This is a genomic window from Bradyrhizobium ottawaense (assembly GCF_002278135.3).
In the GTDB taxonomy this organism is placed as follows: Bacteria; Pseudomonadota; Alphaproteobacteria; order Rhizobiales; family Xanthobacteraceae; genus Bradyrhizobium; species Bradyrhizobium ottawaense.
The window spans coordinates 2,278,183-2,298,993 of sequence record NZ_CP029425.2 but is presented as its reverse complement, the minus strand read 5'-3'; the positions used below and the strand labels follow the sequence as shown (position 1 = coordinate 2,298,993).

Below are 20,811 nucleotides of genomic sequence, written 5' to 3'. Positions count from 1 at the left end.
GCGCACGCTCTCTCCACACACTCCGCCGTCGTCGCCCGGCTTGACCGGGCGATCCAGTACGCCGCGGCTCTTCCGTATCCCACGACAGTCTCTGGAATACTGGATCCCCGCCCCCCGTGCGCGATTGCGCACTAGGCGGGGATGACAGCGGTAATTGCCTCTCGCACAGCGACATCAACGAATTAAACCGGAGGATCTCCATGAACATCCGCTCCAACCCCGAAAAAACCATCCCCGCCGTCACCACCGGCCCCCTTCCCTCCTCGCGAAAGATCTTCGCCTCCCCCGACGCCGCGCCCGATCTGCGCGTGCCGCTGCGCGAGATCATCCTGTCCGAAGGCGCCGGCGAGCCGAACCTGCCGGTCTACGACACCTCCGGCCCCTACACCGATCCGAGCGTCACCATCGACGTCAACGCCGGCCTTGCCCGCAATCGCAAAGCCTGGGTGCTGGAGCGCGGCGGCGTCGAGGAATATCAGGGCCGGCAGATCAAGCCGGAGGACAACGGCAGCGTCTCCACCGACAACGCCGCGCGCGCCTTCTCGGCCTATCACCAGCCGCTGCGCGGCCTCGACGGCCACAAGATCACCCAGCTCGAATTCGCCCGCGCCGGCATCATCACCAAGGAGATGATCTACGTCGCCGCGCGCGAAAACCTCGGCCGCAAGCAGCAGCTCGAGCGCGCGGAAGCAGCCCTCGCCGACGGCGAAAGCTTCGGCGCCTCGGTGCCCGCCTTCATCACGCCGGAGTTCGTGCGCGACGAGATCGCGCGCGGCCGCGCCATCATCCCCTGCAACATCAACCACAGCGAGCTCGAGCCGATGATCATCGGCCGCAACTTCCTGACCAAGATCAACGCCAATATCGGCAACTCCGCCGTCACGTCGTCGGTCGAGGAAGAGGTCGAGAAGATGGTGTGGGCGATCCGCTGGGGCGCCGACACCGTGATGGACCTCTCGACGGGGCGCAACATCCACACCACGCGCGAGTGGATCTTGCGCAACTCGCCGGTGCCGATCGGCACCGTGCCGATTTACCAGGCGCTGGAGAAGTGCAACGGCGATCCGGTGGCCCTGACCTGGGAGCTCTACAAGGACACCTTGATCGAGCAGTGCGAGCAGGGCGTCGACTATTTCACCATCCACGCCGGCGTGCGCCTGTCCTACATCCATCTCACCGCGAGCCGCGTCACCGGCATCGTCTCGCGCGGCGGCTCGATCATGGCCAAGTGGTGCCTGGCGCATCACAAGGAGAGCTTCCTCTATACGCATTTCGACGAGATCTGCGACCTCATGCGCAAGTATGACGTCTCGTTCTCGCTCGGCGACGGCCTGCGCCCGGGCTCGATCGCGGACGCCAACGACCGCGCCCAATTTGCCGAGCTGGAGACGCTCGGCGAACTGACCAAGATCGCATGGGACAAGGGCTGCCAGGTCATGATCGAAGGCCCCGGCCACGTGCCGATGCACAAGATCAAGATCAACATGGACAAGCAGCTCAAGGAGTGCGGCGAAGCACCGTTCTACACCCTTGGACCGCTGACCACCGACATCGCGCCGGGCTACGACCACATCACCTCAGGGATCGGTGCCGCCATGATCGGCTGGTTCGGCTGCGCCATGCTCTGCTACGTCACGCCGAAGGAGCATCTCGGCCTGCCCGATCGTAACGACGTCAAGACCGGCGTCATCACCTACAAGATCGCAGCTCACGCCTCCGATCTCGCCAAGGGCCACCCGGCGGCGCAACTCCGCGACGACGCCCTCTCCCGCGCGAGGTTCGACTTCCGCTGGAGCGACCAGTTCAACCTCGGCCTCGATCCTGACACCGCCAAGAACTTCCACGACGAGACCCTGCCGAAGGAAGCCCACAAGGTCGCCCATTTCTGCTCGATGTGCGGGCCAAAGTTCTGCTCGATGAAGATCACGCAGGACGTGCGGGACTATGCGGCGACGCTGAATGATCCGAACTCGGTGGGCATGTCGATGGCCGGCACCGCCGAAGACGGCATGGCCAAGATGAGCGCGAAGTTCAAGGAGATGGGCAGCAGCGTTTATCTGGATGCGGAGAAGGTGAAGGAGAGTAATCGGGTGCTGTGAGGGAAAGCCGCCACGCTCCCATAATTTCGCTGGAAGCCGATCCGGTAATCCGCGGACGCGTAGAGGCCGGGCGAAAGCCTGGCCTCTTTCATTTGGCACAGAACGATCCAACGGCGCACTGGAGAGCAAGGGTCCGGTATCAGAGTTAGAGAGTTTGAGACTCGTTAGATGCGTCGATCTTGGTACTCTTGCTCCGTGAGATCCTCCAACTCTAGATCCCCGATTTGAAATGACCAACTCGTCCTGTGCTTAATCGGGTCGTTTTGGCGCCCCCCGAGAAACCACCAGGATCTGAATTCCGGATTATCGTAGATCGACAGAACGTCTCCATTTTCAAACACCAAATCGAGCTGGTCCTTACTGACAATTCGCGCCTCGGCAACTTTAATCCGCAGAATGCGATCGACATTCAGAGATTTTTGAGTGCCGTAGATATCGTAAGAGAAATCGACTGCGCCATCGGAGGACTTGAATGAGAGACGGTCCGCCACATTCAGCAAAGCATGCTCATTCTCGAACCAAAACATAATATGATACTTGTCGATCGTCACTTGATAGAGCTCCCATCCAATGATGGGGCTAAAATCAAGGTGTTGGGTGAAACCAATCGCCATCTCAAATTCACCGCTAGCAAGCTTAGCTCGGATAAGAGTAGCGACATCCGAGGTCATTGTCGTCCCGCATATCTCTTCCCTCATGCGAGCTACAGCCGCGGATGTCTGACGTGTCGAACGCACCCCCCCACCGCCTCCCCGACCAACTCCGCCCCAACCTCCGTCTCGTCTTCGTCGGCACCGCCGCCTCGACGCGCTCGGCCGCGGTCGGGCACTACTACGCCCATCCCGGCAACCGCTTCTGGCGCGCGATCCATGAGGCCGGGATCACGCCGCGGCGGTATCAGCCAAGCGAGTTCGCATCGCTGATCGCGCTCGGCATCGGCTTCACCGATCTCTCCAAGTCGGGCGCCGGGATGGATCACCAGATCGCGGCGGAGACGATCGACGTATCAGGCTTCAGGGCGAAGATGGACAAGTATCGGCCGCGGACGATTGCGTTCACCAGCAAGAAGGCGGCGAGCTTGTTTTACGGCAGGGCATCGGCTGCGATTTCGCTGGGGCGGCAGCCGCGCGATGCAAGCTTGCCGGAGATTTTTGTGCTGCCCTCGCCGTCCGGTGCTGCGTCGGGGAGTTGGACTCTGGAGCCGTGGCGCGAGTTGGCGGCGTGGATTGGTCGTGAGGTGAGCTGACAACGGCGCGTCACACTCCGCCGTCGTCCCGGCGAACGCCGGGACCCATAACCACAGGGAGGGGTTTGGCGAAGACTGTTCGTTTCGGGAAGGGGACCAACCGCAACAGATAAATCACGCGGTATGGGTCCCGGCGTTCGCCGGGACGACACCGTTTGTTTGGCTACACGCGGGAGAAGGAACGAACCGTTGTCGGAATCCGCGCTGCCCGTTCGTCCTCGAACCAAACGCGCGCCACATGGAGCCACTTATGCCCCCCACCATCACTGCCTTCGAAAGCTCCCCCGACCGCGGCCGGGGCCAAGCGCGCGACATGCGGGTTCGCTGGGCGCTGGAGCCCTACGACGTCCGCCTCGTCTCGTTCGCGGCGATGAAGCAGCCGGCGCATCTTGCGCTGCATCCGTTCGGGCAGATCCCAACCTATGAGGACGACGACCTCACTCTGTTCGAGTCGGGCGCGATCGTGCTGCATATCGCCGAGCGCGACGACGGGTTGCTGCCGAAGGATGCCAATGCCCGCGCCCGCGCGATCGCGTGGATGTTCGCCGCGCTGAGCACGGTGGAGCCGCCGATCGTCGAGCTCACCATGGCCATGCTGTTCGAGCGCGACAGGAGCTGGTACGCGGAGCGGCTGCCTATGCTCGAGGAGCGCGTCCGTACCAGGCTCGGCGAACTGTCCCGCCACATCAGTGGTGCCGACTGGCTCGATGGCGCCTTCAGCGCCGGCGATCTCGTGATGGTGACGGTGCTGCGGCGGCTGAACACATCCGGCCTGCTGGACGAATATCCTGACATCGCCGCCTATGTCGCGCGCGGTGAAGCGCGGCCGGCGTTCCGGCGCGCGTTCGACGCGCAGCTGGCGGTGTTCAAGGCTGCATCACAGTCGTAGGGTGGATTAGCCCCGGGCTGCGCGAATGTCCCTCGGCATAATCCTGCAACCGTCTCGCGCCGCCTCACTGAAACCGATACGTCATGGCGAACGTCGCCAGATGCGCCCGCATCGCGACGTCGTAGGTGTTGACGGACGGATCGAACTCGGCCCGGCCGCTCGACCGTGGGACGGTGAAGCCGGACTTGCCGTAATCGGCATAGCGGTATTCGGCGCGCGCGAGCCAGTTGCCCCACACGACTGTCTCCAGGCCGCCACCGAGCGTCCAGCCCATCTTCGTGGTCGACGAATTGATGATCGGCGACGACAGCGCGAAGAAGCCGCTGCAGTTGCGGCTGGTGCAGGTCGAGGTCAACTCGAAGTTCTGCCAGGCCGCGCCGGCGGTGGCATAGAGCATGGTCTGCGGGCTCACGAGATAGCCGCCGCGCGCGCGCAAGGATGCGTCCCAGCGGCTGCGGATCGACAGGCTCTCGCCGCGCGCCTGGGAGTCGGCGAGATGGACGCTGGTAAAACCTTCGCGCGTGGTGGTGCGGTCGGCAAAACCAAAATCGCCCTCCACACCGGCGGTCCATTGCGAGGCGAGCTGCCAGAGATAACCGGCATAAGGGCTGGCGCGGAACGCGGTGTTGTCCATCGGACGGTTGTTGGCGCGCTCTGCGAGGTCGAACGCAAAGCCGCCGATCGTCTCCGATGTAGCGGTCAGGTCGGTGCGCGTGGCGCGCGCACCGAGACCAAGGCCAAGATACGCACCGGTCCAGGACGGCAGCATGGCGGCCTGCGCTTGCAGCGGATGCGAACCGGCGCCGGTGACGGGAGCACCGAACTTGTAGGCGAGGCCGACGCTCGCCGTGTGGGTCCGCAGCCTGGTGTCGAAATTGTCGACCGTCAGCGCGGGCCCCGCGCCGCTTCTGGTGCGTGCCATGGTGAACGGCGTGGTGCCGAAATCGGCGTAGCGATAGTCGGCGCGCAGCAGCCAGTTGCCCCACAGCGCGGTCTCGAGGCCGCCCCCGAGCGTCCACCCGGTTCTGGTGGCGGAGTTCGACACCACGGCAGGCAGCGCATTGTTGCAGGTGGCGCCAACACAGACCGAGGTGACGTCGAATTGCTGCCAGGCAAGTCCGCCCGTCACATAAGCCATTGTCGCGGGCGTCAGGAGATAGCCGGCGCGGCCGCGCAGGCTCGCATCCCAGCCGGCCGTGAGTGCGAGGCTGTCGACGAGGAAGCTGGACGAGCCGGCCCGCGGCGAGGCGCGAAACCCCTGGAGGATGGTGGTCTGGCGACCAAAACCCACATCGCCTTCGACGCCGAGGACCCAGCTCGGCGCCACCTGCCAATTGAAGCCGGCATAGGGATTGACGCGAAGGCCCGGGCCGTCGAACGGCTGACTGACGACGGCATCGCTGATGTCACGGGGAATGCCGTCCTCGAATACCGATGTGGTGGTGAGGTCGGCGGCGGTCGATCGGAAGCCGAGGCCGAGGCCGGCATAGAAGCCGGTCCACGACGAGATCGCGACCGGCGGCGCCTTGGTGAGGGGCTTTACCGCGATATCCGCAGCCTGTGCCGATGCTGCAAAGGCGAGCCCGACCAGAAGCGCGCCGCCGAAAGACAATGCCGGCGTGTTTCGGCGGGTCAGTGAGCATCGCATGTCGGGGCCCTGGCGCAATAATTTCAGGCCGAATCCATACTGCGAACGGGCGATACCTCGCGTCCTCCGATCGAACGACACCGCCCACAAGGCGCCGGACTGTTGCAAGCCTGTCACTGCGGCGATACGACTCCGGGTGGAAGGGAGCCCGCCCATGCTGACCCTCTATTCCTACCCGCAACTGTTCGGCGTTGCCGACAACAACGGCTATGGCCTCAAGGTCTACGCCTTCCTCAAGCTCGCGGGCGTGCCGCTCGTGCACGAGCACATCTTCGACGCCTCCGCCGCGCCGCGCGGGCAGCTGCCCTACATCGTCGACGACGGTGAGGCCATCGGCGACAGCGAGGCGATCATCGCGCATGTGATCGCGAAATATCGCCTGACGATCGATGCCGCGCTCTCGAGCGAGCAGCGCCGCACCAATCTCCTCGTCACGCGCATGCTCGACGATCTCTATTGGGTGATGTCGTATTCGCGCTGGAAGGACGAGCGCTATTATCCGGCGTTCCGCGACGGCTTCATCGCGCAACATCCGCAAGTGAGTGCAGAAGGATTCGAGAAGGCGAAGGCGTATAATGCGCAGCGCTATCATTACCAGGGCATCGGCCGCTACACGCCGGAGCAGGCTTACGCGCGCGGGCTCGCCGATTTGCAGGTGCTGGCCGAAATCGTGCCCGCCGCGGGCTTCGTGCACGGCGCCGCGCCAACGAGCGTCGATGCCGGCATCTACGGCTTCGTCGCGAACATCTATTATTTTCCGATCCCGACGCCGCTGAAGGCGTTCGTCGATGCGCAGAAGAATCTCGTCGCGCATTGCGAGCGGATTCATGCGGCGATCGGAAAATCGTAGGGTGGGTTAGCGCAGCGGCTGCGCGAAGCGCGGGCCGATGCGCGTAACCCACCTCTTCTCCTTCCGCGGTGACAGAAGTGGTGGGTTACGCCAAGGGTCTAACCCACCCTACGGCGGCACCCTGCTCTACCGCATCGTGATCGCGAGGCCGCTGAGATCCGCATTCGCCATCAATCCCACCTGGGTGCCGGTCAATTCCAGCACGGCGCCCTTCTGGTTGGTGAGCACGATGGCGCGGGCGCCGCGGCCGACGGCAAGGCCGGCACCGGCGGCGCCGTAAACGCCGGCGACATCGGAGGGACGATTGATGTTGGAGACGCGGCCGCGCAGCACCGTCTTGGAACCGCCGAAGACGAGACCGTAGTCGAGCCCGCCGGTGGACAGCCCATAGGAGCGGCCGCGGAAGTTGAGCACGCCGGAACCGCCGGAGCCGCCGATGATCCAGCCCGCCTTGTAGATCGTCAGCACCACGGTGCCGCCGTCGGCCATCGCCGAGGTCGAGAGCCCGGCCAGGGCGGCAATGGCGACCAGCGCGGCGCGGAAGGTGGATGCGATCTTCATGGATATCTCCGGGGGCTATTTTTCAAGGAGGGATTCGAATCAGACGCAGCGAATCTATCCGATGGATCGCGGCGGCAAAATGATGGGGCTGCCATGAGACGCAAGGCGCGGCGTCGCACTCAACCGTCATCGCCCGGTCCAAACATCCAACCGGGCGATCCAGTATTCCAGAGGCGGCGGTGACTGCGCCGAGAGGCCGCGGCGCAATGGATGCCCCGGTCAAGCCGGGGCCTGACGGCGGAGGTTCGGGCACAAAGTCGCGCATCTCCATCATCCCATTCCGCCCCTGTCTTGCCCGACGGAGCAACTTGGAGGTTTATCCTTTACCGAATTGTAAAAACTCAATGATCTCCACATGATCTCTACTGTGCATGGGGTTGTTTTCGCGTTTTTGTTCTTGCCGGTCTCCGCAACCCGATTGCAAGTCTCCCGCATGTCGCTACGCTCATGCGGGCTACGCGCCCGTTCCTGCATTCGAGGTGATGCCATGCCGATCCAGCATTTCGCGCCCCCGCCGCACGTGAAGGCGCCGCCGCTGTCCTTTGCGACGCGCGTCGGTGATCTCCTGTTCGTCTCCGGCATTCCCGGCTTCGATGCCAATGGTGCGCTGCCCGACGGTTTCGAGGCGCAGTTCGCCAATGTCGTCGTCAACATCAAGCGCGTGCTGGGCGAGGCCGGCGCCGGTGTCCGCGACCTCGTCAAGGTCAACGTCCTCTTGACCCGCGCCTCCGACGTCGCCGCCATGAATGCGCTCTATGCCGGCGCCTTCGGCCCGCCGCCCTATCCGGCGCGCACCACCTGCGTGGTTCACGCCCTGCCCGACCCGAGGATGCTGATCGAGATCGAGGCGGTGGCGTCGCTGGCGAAGTGAGCCACTGAGCGTGTGGCTTGCCGGGCACGCGGCCGAACCAAATGCTTGGGGAACAGCTGACATGTCCGTGAACGGCAGCTCCCCGGCTTGCAAAGGACCTGCTTTTACCGCACGAATTTTTGCGTCCCACTTCCCCACAAGGAGATATTTCATGCGTCGCGTTCTCGCCCTCTGTGCCGTTGCCGGCATCGCCACCTCCGTGTTCGCCGTGCCGGCCTCGGCGGCGGTCGGCTATTACGTGATCCGCTGGGACAACACCGGCATCTGCCAGGTCTGGAACGAGGACCTGAAGTACAAGCCGTTCCAATGGGGCGTGTCGACCTACAAGGTCGTCAGCAAGCCGCTCCCGACCTTCCAGGCCGCTTCCGACGTCCAGATCAAGATGCGCGCCGAGCGCCGCTGCACGCTCTGAGCTTTTGCAACGGACCGGATTTGGAGGGCGGGTCGCGCGAGCGATCCGCCTTCTTCTTTTGCGGGACCGCGCGTTTTCCGGCCGAAATCAGCCATGTCCCGCTCGCGCGCTTTGAACCTGACCGGCCTGCGGAACTACTCACATCTTGTCCGGGGCGCATCCCCAGCGTCCGGCACCAGCCCTCCCCGCATTGCCGGGAGGCGCATCACATCATTCATTTGAGGAGCTGATCATGCGTCGTATTTCCGTGCTGTGCGCTGCCGCCGGTCTTGCCGTCACCGCCTTCGTCGCGGCGAACCCAGCGGAAGCCAGCTATCACCTGATCCGCTGGCAGGACACCGGCCTCTGCCAGATCTGGGACGAGAGCATCCCGACCACGCCGTGGCCGGCCGGCTATCATCGCGCCAGCGCAACCGTGCCGACGTTCATCGACGCACTCGCCGTGAAGGACGCCGCGCTGAAGAACGGCCAGTGCACCTGGTAAGATTTCGATCGGCGGACGAAGAGCGGGCAAGGACGCGGGCATGCGTTCTTGCCCGTTTCTCTTCGAGATGTCGCAGGGTGGGCAAAGCGCAAGCGTGCCCACCGTTTCCATCCACCACGAAGATGGTGGGCACGGCGTTTGGCGCCTTTGCCCACCCTACGAGATATCGTCGAGCACCTCACGCGTCCTTGTGCGCGCCGGGATGGATCAGGACGTCGCGCGCGGCGGCGAGGTCGATGAAGGCTTGCGTGCTGCCGCCGTGGTCGGGATGCATGCCCTTGGCGGCGCGGCGATAGGCCTGGTTGATGTCCTCGCAGGTGAGCTGCACCGCGAGCGGCAGGCCGAGCATCTTGCGGGCACGATCCTCGCTGGACAGCTGTTTCGGCGTGGCGTTGCGCCGGCCGAAGCGCGGCGCGGTCAGATCATGAACGACTTCGAGAACGACGCCGATGCGGCGCTGGGCCGCCAGCGTGACGCCGTGATCGTCATTCTCGACCGCCTGGCGCAGCACCGGAAGCGCCTGCTCGGCGGCCTGGCGCAGCGTGGCATCGACGCTCGTCCGCGCGATCTCGGCCACGAGCCGGCCCGCCTCGGCCCAATCGGCCGATTGCGCCGACCGCAGGCGTTCAAGGGCGAGTTTCCAGGAGTCGAGCCGTGTGTCGAGCCGTTCCATCATGCGCGCAACGTTTAGCAATGAAGATCAGTATGCCAAGGCTGCCGTTTCCGTCCCCTTAATTTCGAGTTAGCGTTTCGTGAAACTTCGAAACGAAATCGGGAGGAAAATGTCATGGCATTGCTCGCAAACCACATCGCCGTCATCACCGGCGCCGGCTCCGGCATCGGCCGGGCCATCGCGGCGGGCTACGCTCGCGAGGGCGCGCAAGTGGTGCTGCTCGACGTCAATGCCGACACGGTCGCGGAGGCCGCCCAGGAGATCCGCAAAGCGGGCGGCAGGGTCGAGAGTTTTGCGCTCGACGTGACCCGGCGCGAGGACTGTTTTGCGCTCGCCAAGCAGATCGCCGACAAGGTCGGGCAGGTCTCGATCCTCGTCAACAATGCCGGCATTACTCGCCGCAACGCCTTCACCGCGGAGACCGAGACGGTGGCGAAGGACTGGAACGACATCATCTCGCTCAACCTCAACGGCGTCTTCAACATGACGCAGGCCTTCCTCGCACCCTTGCGCGCGAGCAAAGGCCGCATCGTCAATATCGGCTCGATCCAGTCCTTCGTGCATCTGCGCACGCCGAGCTCGGCGGCCTACACGACCTCGAAACACGGCGTGCTCGGCTTCACCAAGGCGCTCGCGGTCGAGCTCGGCAAGGAAGGCGTGCGCGTCAACGCGATCGGGCCGGGCTTCATCGAGACCAACATCAACGCCAATGTGCGCGCGACCAATCCGGCGCTGGTGCTGGCCTTCGTCGACCACACCCCGCTGGCGCGCACCGGCAAGCCCGAGGATATCGTCGGGCCCGCGATCTTCCTCGCGTCGGATCTGTCGGCCTATGTCACGGGAACGATCGTGATGGTGGACGGCGGCTACCGGACGGTGTGAGGCGCGACTCACTACCCCCGCGCACGGGATTCGTCGTCCGCCTTGTCGGCAATTGCGCCACTGGACCGGACGATGACACCGCATGCGTGGAAGAGATAGTCCCGCATCACGATGCATCTGGCGCCAATCGCGGCGGCTTAGCGGCATTCCTGGGGTCAATTGGTGCGTTCGTTCGCGATTAACCTTTCATTAACCAAACCCGCCCACCGTACATCTACGGCTTGGGGGTCGTTGGTTCTCGATCCGCTTCCAAAGATGGGAGCGGGCGTTGATCGGGAGGTGTGTTGATGACCACTGTTCATGTCGCTGCGTCCGAGTCGGGCGCGCAATTCCTTGCTCCCAACCAGATCGTTCCGCTTCTGATCGGCGCCACCGTCGACGAAGTCGAGCGCGAGCTCGTGCTTCAGACGCTTGCGCGCTGCGACGGCAACCGCACCCGCGCATCGCGCGTGCTCGGCCTGTCGGTGCGCACGCTGCGCAACAAGATCAGGATCTACGCGGCGTCCGGCATCGACGTGCCCGCCTATCAGGATTAGCGTCCGAGGACGCGCCGCTGAATCAATCCGCCGATGATGACCGCAAGCGCGATCATCACGACCGAGGCTGCGATCATCTCGATCGCGCGGAGGAAGAAGGCCGTCATGACAGCCCATGACGGCTGCGGCTCCTCGGCGAACGCGACCGGCACGACGTCGGGTACCAGTTGGTGCGCGAGGCCAAGCGCTGCTGCAAGGACGGCAGCGAACAGCCAAAGGATCTTCCACGCTGCGCGAATCGGTCGCTCCTCGCAAGAGATGTGGCCGTGCGATCGATGACACAGCAGCGCGTGCCGCCGATTGATGTTGATCAAGCGTGGTGAGCTGTCCCGGCGGAATTGCTGCTGTCGTCAAACGCCGCTAAGTAGCTTGCTTCCGGTCAAGGGAGCAGCGGCGTGGCAGACGAACAGAAACGGCAGGGATCTCAAGGGCCGCGCGGACGGCAGGGCGAGCCGGGACGGCCGGGACCGCAGGGTCATCCGGGCCGGCGCGGTCCCGACGGCGCGCGCGGCAAGCCGGGTCCGCAAGGCAAGCCGGGGCCGATCGGAAGGGCGGGACCTCAGGGCAAGCTCGGTCCGCAAGGCAAGCAGGGCGAGGCTGGCCCGCGTGGGGCCGCCGGCGCGCAGGGACCTGCCGGACCGCAGGGGCCGGCGGGGCCGCAAGGCCCGCGCGGCGAGGCTGGGCCTGCCGGTCAATTGCCCTCGATCGAACAGGTGCTGCCGTGGCTCGAGCAACTGTTCGACGCCTGGGACGAGCGCCGCCGCCAACGCGAGCGCGACGCCGCCGAGCGCGAGGCGCTGGAGGCCGCCGTGCAGGAGCCCGATGAGGCCATCGTCGACGACGAGAGCGACGAAGGCGAAAGCGACGAGCACAGGAAGAAGAAGAAAAAGAAGAAGCACCGGGATTAGCGATGCCGGTGCCCCGGACGCAGCGCGGCATGCAATGCTGCGCTGCTGAGCCGAGGCCCTTATCGCCGGGAGCTGCGCTGACGATGACTGGGTCCCGGCTCTGCGGAGCGGCACTTCGCGCCGCACCGCGTCCGGGACACGAGCCAAATCAAGACGCGCCGGAAGCGTCATCCTTGCGCGGCAGCATGCCCATGCGCTCGAACTGCCAGCGCATGGCGCGATACCAGAGATAGCCCACCGCCGCGCCGCACAGGGCCAGGATGATCACGTTGGCGCTCGAGAACGAGCCGCTCCACCACATCATCCACGCAGTCCACAGCAGCGTGAAGACGATGGCACCTGCTTTCAGCGGAAGAAGGGGGCGGCTCATGATCCTGCTCCGGGCTGTCAAAATCCCGGCGGACATCATTGCAGGACGAGGCGCCCCATACCGTGAGCCAGATCACGGAATGCGAAGCTGCAGCCCTCTAACCGAAGCGCAGCCGCGAGCGCTCCTTCGCCCTTTCCGCCTCGACCTCGCGGTCCCGCGCCGGCGCATGGGTGTGCAGCGAGGTCAGGAGATTTCGCGCAGCCTGCGAGACCTCGGCCACTGCACGGTCGAACGCCGCCTCGTTGGCCTGCGACGGCTTGTTGAAGCCGGACAGTTTTCGCACGAACTGGAGCGCACTGGCGTGGATCTCATCCTCCGTCGCCGGCGGCTCGAAGTTGAACAGCGTCTTGATGTTGCGGCACATGCAGGGGCCTCTTCCGGATGTTTCCTTGAAGACGATCGGCGGAGCCGAAATCCTACATCCTTCCGCGCACTTCTGCTAAGTTCCGCTCCAACGCGGCCGCCGACCATGAGCCGCAATGGGGAGAGAAACATGAAGGCTTCCTGCGCCGCGCTGTCGGCTGTCCTGCTGTCCTTTTCAATGCCGGTCCTGGCCGCCGATTATCCGGCACCCAAGCAGGGCGACTGGATCGCCAGGGACTTCAAGTTCCACACCGGTGAGACCATGCCGGAGCTGAAGCTGCACTACACCACAATCGGCGAGCCCTCAGGCCAACCGGTGCTCGTGCTGCACGGCACGGGCGGCTCGGGCACAAGCATGCTGTCACCCGCCTTCGCCGGGGAGCTGTTCGGCGCGGGGCAACCGCTCGACGCCTCCAAATATTACATCATCCTTCCCAACGGCATCGGTCATGGCAAATCGTCAAAACCCTCCGACGGCATGAAGACGAGCTTCCCGAAATACGATTACGACGACATGGTCGAGGCGCAGCATCGCCTGGTGACGGAAGGACTCGGCGTCAAGCATCTGCGGCTCGTCATCGGCAATTCGATGGGCGGCATGCACACCTGGCTGTGGGGCGAGAAATATCCGAACGCGATGGACGCGCTGATCCCGATGGCCTCGCAGCCGACCGAGATGGCGTCGCGCAACTGGATGCTGCGGCGGATCATGCTCGACACCATCCGCAACGACCCGGACTACAATGGCGGCAACTACACCAGCCAGCCGCGCATGATGAGATATGCCATCACTGCCTACGGCATCGCCAGCATCGGCGGCACCCTGGCCTACCAATCGCAGGCGCCGACCGCGGCCAAGGCCGACAAGATCGTCGACGACCGGTTGGCGACGCCGATCACGGCGGATGCCAACGACTTCGTCTACCAGTGGGAGTCCTCGCACGACTATAATGCCGGCGAGAAGCTGGAAGCCATCGAAGCATCGCTGCTGCTGATCAATTCCGCCGACGACGAGCGCAACCCGCCCGAGACCGGCATCACGGACGCGGCCATGAAGCGGGTCAAAAACGGCCGCCTCTATCTGATCCCGGCGAGCGCCGAGACGCGCGGCCACGGCACCACCGGCAATGCGAAATTCTACAGCGAGCAGGTGCGGCAATTGCTGGAGAGCACGCCGCAACAAACGATCGAATCGGCGCGCCGCTGATTTTGCAGCGCATCATGTGCGGCACTTCGGAGCCGCATATTATTTGGGCATGCAATGCGCTGACAGCTCGGGCTTAATCGCGTCACCGATGGAACCGACACGCGCAAGACTCGCGCGCGAATAGCGGAACGCGACGAGGAGGGATCGCATGCACAGGCTCGCACTGTGCGTTTGGCTGGTCGCGATGACGGCGCTGACCAGCGCCGCACTCGCATTCGACAACGGGCAATATGACCACATCCCGCCCGATATCCGCGCCTGGTTCAAGAGCGTGATCGCGCCGAACGGCGTGCCCTGCTGCGATGTCTCGGACGGCCATCGCACCGACTACGATGTGCGCCGCGGCGCTTATTGGGTGCCGATCGAAGGGCAATGGATGGAGGTGCCCGAGCGCGCCATCATCCGCGACCGGGGCAATCCGGTCGGCCAGGCCGTGGTGTGGTACGTTCGCCACCGCGGCGCCATCATCATCAGCTGCTTCGTGCCGGCGGATGCCGTGTAAAACGTCTTGATCGATTCCATTGGCTGGAGGCGACCCGATCGGATAGCTTGCCGCCAAGCTGAAGCGGAGGCACGCCATTGACCGATCTTTGCGCCGAAGACCTCGCCACCATCTACGCCAAGCCGAGCCCGCGCGTGATCGCGAAAGCGCGTCCCGCGATCGACGCGCATGCGAGGAAATTCATCGAGATGTCGCCGTTCTGCGTGCTCGCGACGTCGGGCGCGGACGGCAGCGTCGATGCCTCGCCACGCGGCGGCGGCACCGGCTTCGTCCACGTCGCCGGTCCGAACCAGCTATTGATGCCTGACCGCTCCGGCAACAACCGGATCGACAGTTTCCGCAACGTCGTCGAAGGCTCGGGCTTTGTGCATCTGTTGTTCTTCGTGCCCGGCATCGACGAGACGCTACGCGTCGGCGGACGCGGCACGCTGTCGGCCGATCCGGATCTGCTCGCTTCCATGGTGGAATTCGGCAAGCCACCGCGGGCGGTGCTGAACGTCGCCGTCAGCGAAGTCTATTTCCATTGCGGCAAGGCGCTGATGCGCTCGAAGCTGTGGTCGCCGGAGAAAGTGCAGCGCTCGGTGATGCCCAGCATCGTCACGGTCATCCACGACCAGACCGGCCTCGGCGAACCGGCGAGCCAGGAGACCGTGGAAGAGATCTACAAGACGCAATTGTAGGTGGGGCGACAATCAGGGTGTCGTCCCGGACAAGCGCAGCGCAGATCCGGGATCCATAGCCACAGGGAGTGGTTTTGCGAAGACTCGCAGTGAAGAACTCGTCCCACGGTACTCATACCGGCGCATCCAGATAGATCACGCGGTATGGGTCCCGGCTTTCGCCGGGACGACACCGAGTATGCGCCAGAGCCGGAGCTTAATGCCCCTCACCCTCGAGCCCACCGACGTGCTTCTGGGTGTAGAGCTCGAGGCCGATGCGGCCGATCAGGTCGAGCTGGGTTTCGAGGAAGTCGATGTGGTGCTCCTCGTCGCTCATCAGCTTCTCGAACAAGTCACGCGTGACGTAGTCCTTGACGCCGTGGCAGTAGGTCGCCGCTTCCTGGTAGAGCGCACGCGCGCTCATCTCGGCAGCGAGGTCGCACTCGATGATCTCCTTGACGTTCTGGCCGATGCGCAAGGGATCGAGCACCTGCATGTTCGGAAAGCCGTCGAAGAACAGGATGCGCGCGGTGAGCTTGTCGGCGTGCTCCATCTCCTCGATGGACTCCTTGCGCCAGACCTTGGCCATGTCGAGGAGGCCCCAATTGTCGAGGAAGCGGTAGTGCAGCCAGTACTGGTTGATCGCAGTCAGTTCGTGACGCAGTGCCTTGTTGAGATAGTCGATGACTTTTGCGTCGCCCTGCATGGTTCACTCCAGCTCTTGCAGTCCAAATCGGCCCAAAACCGAATTTAGAACGCTTCTAAGTCAGTTTACGAATGAGGGCAACTGGCTACGGCGGCGCGGCCGGGGAAAAGCTCAACCGAGCTGCGAAGGCTTTCAGCAGGCCGCGAGGGCGAACTGGGCGGGCTCGGCCGCCTCGTCATTGGCAGCCACAGTGTGGTTGTGCGGACAGCCAGCACAGCAGGACTGGGCGCAGGGGCCAAGGGCTTCGTCGATGATGGTCTTGATCGTCCGGGCGCAGCGACCGCATTCGGCGCTGCAGCCGAGGCATCCATAGACCTGCTTGGCATGGCGCACGGCGTCGTCGGACTCGGCGACGGCGGCGCGGATGTCGTCATCGCTCAGCACGTTACAGGAACAAACGATCATGGAAGCGGCAGGCCCTTCGGTGATGCATCATCATCGATATTTAACGGGCCCGCCGGATGCAAAAGGAAAAAGCGGTATTTGAAGCTATTCCAAACTGGCCCAAAAGCAGCCTAGAACGGCCCTAAATTTCAGCGTTGCGCTGGATCAAGATTGGAGCGGATCTAATCGCCGCCTCCGCCTCCCCCACCATCGCCGCCGCCTCCGCAATCGCCACCACTGCTGCCGCAGTCGCTGCTGGAACAGCTGCCGCTGTCGGCCGAGCTGCCCGAACTGTCGCTGGAAAACCAGCTTCCCAGCGAGAAGCCGTTATTGCTGCCCGAATAGGTGTCGCCGCTGCTGCTGCCATCGCCACCCGCCCCGGCGCGGGAGCGCCGCTGGCCGCGGTTCTGGAGATGGGTGATCCAGCCGTAGCCGATCGCGGACACGACCCCGGCAGCAATCAATGCATTGATCATCGCGTTGCCCATCGTCGCCTCCTGGCCGAGCCTGCGGTTCACATCAATTGGTCGCCCGCCACCAAGGTGCCGTTCATTGATCATTCAAACGAAGTATGGAACTCTGCTCCCAAAAGGTTCCCGCGTGTTCGTACGAAAGGTCAAGCCGATGAAGAAGTTGCTCCTGACGGTCGCCGCCGTCGCCTCCCTGGCCGTTGCGGCCGGAACCCCGGCCCATGCACAGCGCGGCGTCGCGGCGGGCGTAGCGGCCGGCATCATCGGCGGCGCCATTGTCGGCGGCGCGCTGACCTCTCCGTATTATTACGGACCCGGACCCGGCTATTACGAACCCGGCTATTACCCGCCCCGCTACTATGCGCCGGGCCCGGGCTATGTCTCTGACGACTATTACGGCGGCGGCTGCGTCTGGCAGAAGCAGCGCTTCTGGGACGGCTATGCCTGGCGCGTCCGCCGCGTCAGAGTCTGCGGCTGAGGCGACTCGAACCGGTCCATCGCGACCACATCGGCTGACCGGTTCACTACGGGCGCGCCGTTCATCTCCGGGCCTGAAAAAGACCGCTTTTTCTCGTCACAGCTCCGTGTGCGTTTACCGTGGGTTGACCAATTGCGCGCTTCCTAGCTGCACGGCCAATTCCATCAGCGTGTGCGTGAACCTTTGAAACCCGGGCGCCTCTAACAAGAGGAACCCATCTCCCAGGAGAGCCAAGAGCATGAAGAAGACTTTAGTTGCCGCCCTCACGGTTGCGACGGTCGCCGGTTCGCTGGTGACCGCCACTCCGTCCGCCAAGGCCCATGACGGCGTTGGCGCCGGCATCGCGGCCGGCCTGATCGGCGGCGCCATCGTCGGCGGCGCCATCGCGTCGAGCCGTCCGGCCTATGGCGGCCCCGTTTACGTCGCCGAGCCCGGCCCGCCGCCCCCGCCCTGCTACTGGCAGCGTCAGCGTTATTGGGACGGTTACGGCTGGGTCGTTCGTCCGGTTCGCGTCTGCTACTGATCTGATCGCACCGGCGCTCGTGAGCGCCGCGATCGAAGCCCGGCCGAGACCATCGGCCGGGCTTTTTCTTTGGTCGCGCGCTATCGCGCCGCCTGGATCGAGCGCAGCACCTCTTCGCTGGGCCAGCAATCGACCTTGAGGCCCGCCGACTTCTGATAGGCACCGAGCGCGGCGCGCGTCTGCATGCCGGCCTTGCCGTCGATCTTGTCCTTGTAGAGCCCGACGTGCGTAAGCCCACGCTGCATGGTCTCGACATCCCTGGTGCGCAATTGCTTCGAGGCCGCCCATGGCGTTGCGAACGGAAGCGGGCTCGTCATGCGGTCGGCCAGATGACCGACGAACAGCACATAGAGGTCGGAGAAATTGTATTCCTTGATGACGAAGTAGTTCTTCGTCGTCAGGAACGAGGGACCATAGATGCCTTCCGGCTGGAGCAGCGAGGCCGGCTGCGCCTGTTCGGTGGCGCTCAGCTTCTGCCCGCGCACCGGCACAAAGCCTTCGCGCAACCACTGGCCGAGCGGCTTCGTCACCTCGGGCACACCGGTGGTGCAATCGACCTTGGCCGGCGCCTGCACCTCGTAGGCCCAGCGCACGCCGCTCTGCCAGCCCTTGTTGACGAGTTGCTGCGCGGCTGAGGCCAGCGCATCCGGCACCGAATGCCAGATGTCGATGCGGCCGTCGCCGTCGAAATCGACACCGTGCTTGTAATATTCGGACGGCAGGAACTGCGTCAGCCCGGTGGCGCCGGCCCAGGACGAGCGCATGTCCTTGCGCGTCACCACGCCTTCGCCGAGGATCTTCAGCGCAAGGATGAACTCGGTGCGGTATTGATCCTTGCGTCGCCCGACATAGGCCTGCGTCGCCAGCACGCGGACGAGATCGTAAGGCAGCGTGTAGCGGCCGTAATCGGTCTCGCGGCCCCAGATCGCGAGCATCACGGTTGCCGGCACGCCGGACTTCTTCTCGATCTCGCTCAGCGAGGCGCGATATTTCTGCAGCAGCCGCTGTCCTTCGCCCGCAAGCCGCGCGATCGAGGCTTCCTTGACGTAGTCGGCCGGCACCTGCACGAACTCGGCCTGCGACGGCGCACCTAGCGCGGGCCGTCCGGGCAGGATCAGATCGGGCAGCTTGTAGTCGGGCTCGAGCCCGCGCGTCTGCTCGTCGAACGTCTTGCGCGAGACGCCTTCTGCCTGCGCCTCCGGCCACAGCGAGGCGATGAACTGGGTGAAGGCGGCATCGGCGGCGCGCGCGGACGTCCAGCCGCAGGTGACCACGATCACCGCAGCGATGAGCGCCCGCCGCATCATGCCGAAATCACCGCGTCAGCTTCTTGTACTTCACGCGGTGCGGAATGATGCTGTCCTGGCCGAGCCGGCGCATCTTGTCCTTCTCGTAATCCTGGAAGTTGCCTTCGAACCATTCGACATGGCTGTCGCCTTCGAAGGCCAGGATGTGGGTCGCGATACGGTCGAGGAACCAGCGGTCATGGCTGATGATGACGGCGCAGCCGGCGAAATCCTCCAGCGCCTCTTCGAGCGCGCGCAGCGTGTCGACGTCGAGGTCGTTGGTCGGCTCGTCCAGCAGCAGCACGTTGGCGCCGGACTTCAGCATCTTGGCGAGATGCACGCGATTGCGTTCACCGCCGGACAGCGCGCCGACCTTCTTCTGCTGGTCGGCACCCTTGAAGTTGAACGCCGAGCAATAGCCACGCGAGTTGACTTCCTTCTTGCCGAGCAGGATCAGCTCGTTGCCGCCGGAGATCTCCTCCCACACGTTCTTGCTGCCGTCGAGCGCGTCGCGCGACTGGTCGACATAACCGAGATGCACGGTCTCGCCGACCGTGATGGTGCCGTTGTCCGGCTGTTCCTGCTTGGTGATCATCTTGAACAGCGTGGTCTTGCCGGCGCCGTTGGGGCCGATCACACCGACGATGCCGCCGGGCGGCAGCTTGAAGGTGAGATCGTCGATCAGCAGGCGGTCGCCGAAGCCTTTGCTGAGACCTTCGAAGTCGACGACGTTGGCGCCAAGCCGCTCGGCGACGGGAATGATGATCTGCGCGGTCTGGGTCTGCTTCTCGCTCGCCTGCTTGAGCAGATCCTCGTAGCGCTGATAGCGCGCCTTGGACTTGGCTTGGCGTGCCTTCGGTGACGAGGCGACCCATTCCTGCTCGCGCGCGAGCGTCTTCTGGTGCGCTGCGTCCTCGCGTCCCTCCTGCTCCAGCCGCTTCTGCTTCTGCACCAGCCAGGACGAGTAATTGCCCTCGTAGGGAATGCCCTTGCCGCGATCGAGCTCGAGAATCCAGCTCGTGACGTTGTCGAGGAAGTAGCGATCATGGGTCACGATCAGGATCGCGCCGGGATAGTTGCGCAGATGGCCTTCGAGCCAGGACACCGACTCGGCATCGAGATGGTTGGTCGGCTCGTCCAGCAGCAGCAGCTCGGGCTGGTCGAGCAGCAGCTTGCACAGCGCGACGCGGCGGCGCTCACCGCCGGAGAGCTTCGTGACATCCGCATCGTCGGGCGGGCAGCGCAGCGCGTCCATGGCCTGGTCGACCTTGCTGTCGAGATCCCAGAGGCCCTGGGCCTCGATCTCGTCCTGTAGCTTGGTCATCTCGTCGGCGGTTTCCTCGGAGTAGTTCATCGCCAGCTCGTTGTAGCGATCGAGGATGGCCTTCTGCTTGGCGACGCCCAGCATGACGTTCTCGCGCACGCTGAGTGCCGGATCGAGGTGCGGCTCCTGCTCGAGATAGCCGACACGGGCGCCCTGCGCGACCCAGGCCTCGCCGTTATACTCCTTGTCGAGGCCAGCCATGATCTTGAGCAGCGTCGACTTGCCCGAGCCGTTGACGCCGAGCACGCCGATCTTGGCGTCCGGGTAGAACGACAGATGGATGTTATCGAGCACCTTCCGGGTCGGGTAGCTCTTGGTCAGGCCCTGCATGAAATAGATGAACTGGCGCGCCATCGGTCCCGAAAACCTTCGATTTGAGGAAATTTGCTTAGCCTGCGATGTAACGATCCCGCCCCCAAAGGGCAATGTTTTCCGTCCGTTCACCACGGATGAATACGGGACGGACACCATCCGGTCACC

The 20,811-nt window shown here is 64.2% G+C and carries 27 protein-coding genes; 15 read left to right on the top strand and 12 right to left on the bottom strand.

The window, feature by feature from the left end; genetic code table 11:
• Nucleotides 1-200: 200 nt before the first annotated feature.
• Nucleotides 201-2,099 (top strand): phosphomethylpyrimidine synthase ThiC, encoded by a 1,899-nt coding sequence (thiC, locus tag CIT37_RS10945; protein ID WP_095426035.1) that lies wholly within the window; start codon nt 201-203, stop codon nt 2,097-2,099.
• Nucleotides 2,100-2,263: 164 nt separating this feature from the next.
• Here the strand turns inward: thiC and CIT37_RS10940 are convergent, their stop codons facing one another.
• The gene (locus CIT37_RS10940; RefSeq protein WP_152036328.1) at nt 2,264-2,770 is read right to left on the bottom strand and encodes a hypothetical protein; all 507 of its coding nucleotides are present in this window, start codon (nt 2,768-2,770) and stop codon (nt 2,264-2,266) included.
• Nucleotides 2,771-2,823: 53 nt separating this feature from the next.
• Between CIT37_RS10940 and CIT37_RS10935 the strand changes: the two genes are divergently transcribed.
• Nucleotides 2,824-3,345 carry a mismatch-specific DNA-glycosylase gene (locus CIT37_RS10935; protein WP_404514759.1) on the top strand — a complete coding sequence of 174 codons (522 nt, stop codon included), beginning with the start codon at nt 2,824-2,826 and terminating at the stop codon, nt 3,343-3,345.
• Between the two features lie 250 nt (nt 3,346-3,595).
• On the top strand, nt 3,596-4,234 hold the full coding sequence (locus tag CIT37_RS10930; RefSeq protein WP_095426032.1) for a glutathione S-transferase family protein: 639 nt from the start codon (nt 3,596-3,598) through the stop codon (nt 4,232-4,234).
• A gap of 64 nt (nt 4,235-4,298) precedes the next feature.
• Here CIT37_RS10930 and CIT37_RS10925 read toward each other — a convergent pair whose 3' ends face one another.
• Entirely contained in the window at nt 4,299-5,882 is a 1,584-nt protein-coding gene (locus CIT37_RS10925; RefSeq protein WP_095426031.1) for an outer membrane protein, read from the bottom strand.
• A gap of 154 nt (nt 5,883-6,036) precedes the next feature.
• Here CIT37_RS10925 and CIT37_RS10920 point away from each other — a divergent pair, with 154 nt between their 5' ends.
• A complete protein-coding gene (locus tag CIT37_RS10920) occupies nt 6,037-6,732 on the top strand; it encodes a glutathione S-transferase family protein (protein WP_028145585.1) in 696 nt (231 codons plus the stop codon).
• A gap of 126 nt (nt 6,733-6,858) precedes the next feature.
• Here CIT37_RS10920 and CIT37_RS10915 read toward each other — a convergent pair whose 3' ends face one another.
• The gene (locus tag CIT37_RS10915) at nt 6,859-7,293 is read right to left on the bottom strand and encodes a hypothetical protein (RefSeq protein ID WP_028145586.1); all 435 of its coding nucleotides are present in this window, start codon (nt 7,291-7,293) and stop codon (nt 6,859-6,861) included.
• Between the two features lie 487 nt (nt 7,294-7,780).
• On the opposite strand from CIT37_RS10915, the gene CIT37_RS10910 reads away from it, so the two are divergent.
• The 3 genes from CIT37_RS10910 to CIT37_RS10900 all read left to right on the top strand — a co-directional run bounded on the left by CIT37_RS10910 (nt 7,781) and on the right by CIT37_RS10900 (nt 9,060).
• Nucleotides 7,781-8,164, top strand: a complete 384-nt coding sequence (locus CIT37_RS10910; protein ID WP_095426030.1) for a RidA family protein — start codon at nt 7,781-7,783, stop codon at nt 8,162-8,164.
• 151 nt (nt 8,165-8,315) lie between these two features.
• Nucleotides 8,316-8,576 (top strand): hypothetical protein, encoded by a 261-nt coding sequence (locus tag CIT37_RS10905; RefSeq protein ID WP_028145588.1) that lies wholly within the window; start codon nt 8,316-8,318, stop codon nt 8,574-8,576.
• A gap of 232 nt (nt 8,577-8,808) precedes the next feature.
• Nucleotides 8,809-9,060: a hypothetical protein gene (locus CIT37_RS10900; protein ID WP_028145589.1), complete on the top strand. Its 252-nt coding sequence runs from the start codon at nt 8,809-8,811 to the stop codon at nt 9,058-9,060.
• Between the two features lie 178 nt (nt 9,061-9,238).
• Here CIT37_RS10900 and CIT37_RS10895 read toward each other — a convergent pair whose 3' ends face one another.
• Nucleotides 9,239-9,736 carry a molecular chaperone DnaJ gene (locus CIT37_RS10895; RefSeq protein ID WP_028145590.1) on the bottom strand — a complete coding sequence of 166 codons (498 nt, stop codon included), beginning with the start codon at nt 9,734-9,736 and terminating at the stop codon, nt 9,239-9,241.
• Between the two features lie 111 nt (nt 9,737-9,847).
• Here CIT37_RS10895 and CIT37_RS10890 point away from each other — a divergent pair, with 111 nt between their 5' ends.
• On the top strand, nt 9,848-10,615 hold the full coding sequence (locus CIT37_RS10890) for an SDR family NAD(P)-dependent oxidoreductase (protein ID WP_095426029.1): 768 nt from the start codon (nt 9,848-9,850) through the stop codon (nt 10,613-10,615).
• Nucleotides 10,616-10,902: 287 nt separating this feature from the next.
• A complete protein-coding gene (locus CIT37_RS10885; protein WP_028145592.1) occupies nt 10,903-11,151 on the top strand; it encodes a helix-turn-helix domain-containing protein in 249 nt (82 codons plus the stop codon).
• Here the strand turns inward: CIT37_RS10885 and CIT37_RS10880 are convergent.
• A complete protein-coding gene (locus CIT37_RS10880; RefSeq protein ID WP_240536316.1) occupies nt 11,148-11,465 on the bottom strand; it encodes a hypothetical protein in 318 nt (105 codons plus the stop codon). The genes CIT37_RS10885 and CIT37_RS10880 overlap by 4 nt on opposite strands.
• An 81-nt stretch (nt 11,466-11,546) precedes the next feature.
• Here CIT37_RS10880 and CIT37_RS10875 point away from each other — a divergent pair, with 81 nt between their 5' ends.
• Nucleotides 11,547-12,059, top strand: a complete 513-nt coding sequence (locus tag CIT37_RS10875) for a collagen-like domain-containing protein (RefSeq protein ID WP_028145594.1) — start codon at nt 11,547-11,549, stop codon at nt 12,057-12,059.
• A gap of 148 nt (nt 12,060-12,207) precedes the next feature.
• On the opposite strand, the gene CIT37_RS10870 is transcribed toward CIT37_RS10875, so the two are convergent.
• Both CIT37_RS10870 and CIT37_RS10865 read right to left on the bottom strand, forming a co-directional pair.
• The gene (locus tag CIT37_RS10870) at nt 12,208-12,429 is read right to left on the bottom strand and encodes a hypothetical protein (protein WP_028145595.1); all 222 of its coding nucleotides are present in this window, start codon (nt 12,427-12,429) and stop codon (nt 12,208-12,210) included.
• 97 nt (nt 12,430-12,526) lie between these two features.
• Nucleotides 12,527-12,793 carry a DUF2277 domain-containing protein gene (locus CIT37_RS10865; RefSeq protein ID WP_028145596.1) on the bottom strand — a complete coding sequence of 89 codons (267 nt, stop codon included), beginning with the start codon at nt 12,791-12,793 and terminating at the stop codon, nt 12,527-12,529.
• A 129-nt stretch (nt 12,794-12,922) separates the two neighbouring features.
• Between CIT37_RS10865 and CIT37_RS10860 the strand changes: the two genes are divergently transcribed.
• The 3 genes from CIT37_RS10860 to CIT37_RS10850 all read left to right on the top strand — a co-directional run bounded on the left by CIT37_RS10860 (nt 12,923) and on the right by CIT37_RS10850 (nt 15,181).
• Complete coding sequence (locus tag CIT37_RS10860) at nt 12,923-13,999, top strand: alpha/beta fold hydrolase (protein ID WP_095426028.1); 1,077 nt, start codon at nt 12,923-12,925, stop codon at nt 13,997-13,999.
• Nucleotides 14,000-14,147: 148 nt separating this feature from the next.
• A complete protein-coding gene (locus tag CIT37_RS10855) occupies nt 14,148-14,501 on the top strand; it encodes a hypothetical protein (RefSeq protein WP_095426027.1) in 354 nt (117 codons plus the stop codon).
• Nucleotides 14,502-14,578: 77 nt separating this feature from the next.
• Nucleotides 14,579-15,181, top strand: a complete 603-nt coding sequence (locus CIT37_RS10850; RefSeq protein WP_095426026.1) for a pyridoxamine 5'-phosphate oxidase family protein — start codon at nt 14,579-14,581, stop codon at nt 15,179-15,181.
• Between the two features lie 196 nt (nt 15,182-15,377).
• Here CIT37_RS10850 and bfr read toward each other — a convergent pair whose 3' ends face one another.
• The 3 genes from bfr to CIT37_RS10835 form a co-directional block, all read right to left on the bottom strand.
• On the bottom strand, nt 15,378-15,866 hold the full coding sequence (gene bfr, locus CIT37_RS10845) for a bacterioferritin (protein ID WP_011089420.1): 489 nt from the start codon (nt 15,864-15,866) through the stop codon (nt 15,378-15,380).
• A gap of 132 nt (nt 15,867-15,998) precedes the next feature.
• Nucleotides 15,999-16,271 carry a (2Fe-2S)-binding protein gene (locus tag CIT37_RS10840; protein ID WP_018318601.1) on the bottom strand — a complete coding sequence of 91 codons (273 nt, stop codon included), beginning with the start codon at nt 16,269-16,271 and terminating at the stop codon, nt 15,999-16,001.
• 161 nt (nt 16,272-16,432) lie between these two features.
• Nucleotides 16,433-16,738, bottom strand: a complete 306-nt coding sequence (locus tag CIT37_RS10835) for a hypothetical protein (RefSeq protein ID WP_095426131.1) — start codon at nt 16,736-16,738, stop codon at nt 16,433-16,435.
• A 136-nt stretch (nt 16,739-16,874) separates the two neighbouring features.
• Between CIT37_RS10835 and CIT37_RS10830 the strand changes: the two genes are divergently transcribed.
• Together CIT37_RS10830 and CIT37_RS10825 are read left to right on the top strand one after the other, a co-directional pair.
• Complete coding sequence (locus CIT37_RS10830) at nt 16,875-17,198, top strand: hypothetical protein (protein WP_095426130.1); 324 nt, start codon at nt 16,875-16,877, stop codon at nt 17,196-17,198.
• Between the two features lie 238 nt (nt 17,199-17,436).
• Complete coding sequence (locus tag CIT37_RS10825) at nt 17,437-17,721, top strand: hypothetical protein (RefSeq protein WP_028145602.1); 285 nt, start codon at nt 17,437-17,439, stop codon at nt 17,719-17,721.
• A gap of 80 nt (nt 17,722-17,801) precedes the next feature.
• Here the strand turns inward: CIT37_RS10825 and CIT37_RS10820 are convergent, their stop codons facing one another.
• Nucleotides 17,802-19,028, bottom strand: coding sequence for a lytic murein transglycosylase (locus CIT37_RS10820; protein WP_095426025.1), 1,227 nt, complete (start codon nt 19,026-19,028; stop codon nt 17,802-17,804).
• 7 nt (nt 19,029-19,035) lie between these two features.
• Nucleotides 19,036-20,685 carry an energy-dependent translational throttle protein EttA gene (gene ettA / locus CIT37_RS10815; RefSeq protein ID WP_028145604.1) on the bottom strand — a complete coding sequence of 550 codons (1,650 nt, stop codon included), beginning with the start codon at nt 20,683-20,685 and terminating at the stop codon, nt 19,036-19,038.
• Nucleotides 20,686-20,811 lie beyond the last annotated feature (126 nt).

What these genes read in the sequence shown, in the direction of transcription:
- thiC (WP_095426035.1), top strand. Translation starts at nt 201, where the DNA reads ATGAACATCCGCTCCAACCCCGAAAAAACCATCCCCGCCGTCACCACC.
- CIT37_RS10940 (WP_152036328.1), bottom strand. Translation starts at nt 2,770, where the DNA reads ATGACCTCGGATGTCGCTACTCTTATCCGAGCTAAGCTTGCTAGCGGT.
- CIT37_RS10930 (WP_095426032.1), top strand. Translation starts at nt 3,596, where the DNA reads ATGCCCCCCACCATCACTGCCTTCGAAAGCTCCCCCGACCGCGGCCGG.
- CIT37_RS10925 (WP_095426031.1), bottom strand. Translation starts at nt 5,882, where the DNA reads ATGCGATGCTCACTGACCCGCCGAAACACGCCGGCATTGTCTTTCGGC.
- CIT37_RS10920 (WP_028145585.1), top strand. Translation starts at nt 6,037, where the DNA reads ATGCTGACCCTCTATTCCTACCCGCAACTGTTCGGCGTTGCCGACAAC.
- CIT37_RS10915 (WP_028145586.1), bottom strand. Translation starts at nt 7,293, where the DNA reads ATGAAGATCGCATCCACCTTCCGCGCCGCGCTGGTCGCCATTGCCGCC.
- CIT37_RS10910 (WP_095426030.1), top strand. Translation starts at nt 7,781, where the DNA reads ATGCCGATCCAGCATTTCGCGCCCCCGCCGCACGTGAAGGCGCCGCCG.
- CIT37_RS10905 (WP_028145588.1), top strand. Translation starts at nt 8,316, where the DNA reads ATGCGTCGCGTTCTCGCCCTCTGTGCCGTTGCCGGCATCGCCACCTCC.
- CIT37_RS10900 (WP_028145589.1), top strand. Translation starts at nt 8,809, where the DNA reads ATGCGTCGTATTTCCGTGCTGTGCGCTGCCGCCGGTCTTGCCGTCACC.
- CIT37_RS10895 (WP_028145590.1), bottom strand. Translation starts at nt 9,736, where the DNA reads ATGATGGAACGGCTCGACACACGGCTCGACTCCTGGAAACTCGCCCTT.
- CIT37_RS10890 (WP_095426029.1), top strand. Translation starts at nt 9,848, where the DNA reads ATGGCATTGCTCGCAAACCACATCGCCGTCATCACCGGCGCCGGCTCC.
- CIT37_RS10885 (WP_028145592.1), top strand. Translation starts at nt 10,903, where the DNA reads ATGACCACTGTTCATGTCGCTGCGTCCGAGTCGGGCGCGCAATTCCTT.
- CIT37_RS10870 (WP_028145595.1), bottom strand. Translation starts at nt 12,429, where the DNA reads ATGAGCCGCCCCCTTCTTCCGCTGAAAGCAGGTGCCATCGTCTTCACG.
- CIT37_RS10865 (WP_028145596.1), bottom strand. Translation starts at nt 12,793, where the DNA reads ATGTGCCGCAACATCAAGACGCTGTTCAACTTCGAGCCGCCGGCGACG.
- CIT37_RS10860 (WP_095426028.1), top strand. Translation starts at nt 12,923, where the DNA reads ATGAAGGCTTCCTGCGCCGCGCTGTCGGCTGTCCTGCTGTCCTTTTCA.
- CIT37_RS10855 (WP_095426027.1), top strand. Translation starts at nt 14,148, where the DNA reads ATGCACAGGCTCGCACTGTGCGTTTGGCTGGTCGCGATGACGGCGCTG.
- bfr (WP_011089420.1), bottom strand. Translation starts at nt 15,866, where the DNA reads ATGCAGGGCGACGCAAAAGTCATCGACTATCTCAACAAGGCACTGCGT.
- CIT37_RS10840 (WP_018318601.1), bottom strand. Translation starts at nt 16,271, where the DNA reads ATGATCGTTTGTTCCTGTAACGTGCTGAGCGATGACGACATCCGCGCC.
- CIT37_RS10835 (WP_095426131.1), bottom strand. Translation starts at nt 16,738, where the DNA reads ATGGGCAACGCGATGATCAATGCATTGATTGCTGCCGGGGTCGTGTCC.
- CIT37_RS10830 (WP_095426130.1), top strand. Translation starts at nt 16,875, where the DNA reads ATGAAGAAGTTGCTCCTGACGGTCGCCGCCGTCGCCTCCCTGGCCGTT.
- CIT37_RS10825 (WP_028145602.1), top strand. Translation starts at nt 17,437, where the DNA reads ATGAAGAAGACTTTAGTTGCCGCCCTCACGGTTGCGACGGTCGCCGGT.
- CIT37_RS10820 (WP_095426025.1), bottom strand. Translation starts at nt 19,028, where the DNA reads ATGATGCGGCGGGCGCTCATCGCTGCGGTGATCGTGGTCACCTGCGGC.
- ettA (WP_028145604.1), bottom strand. Translation starts at nt 20,685, where the DNA reads ATGGCGCGCCAGTTCATCTATTTCATGCAGGGCCTGACCAAGAGCTAC.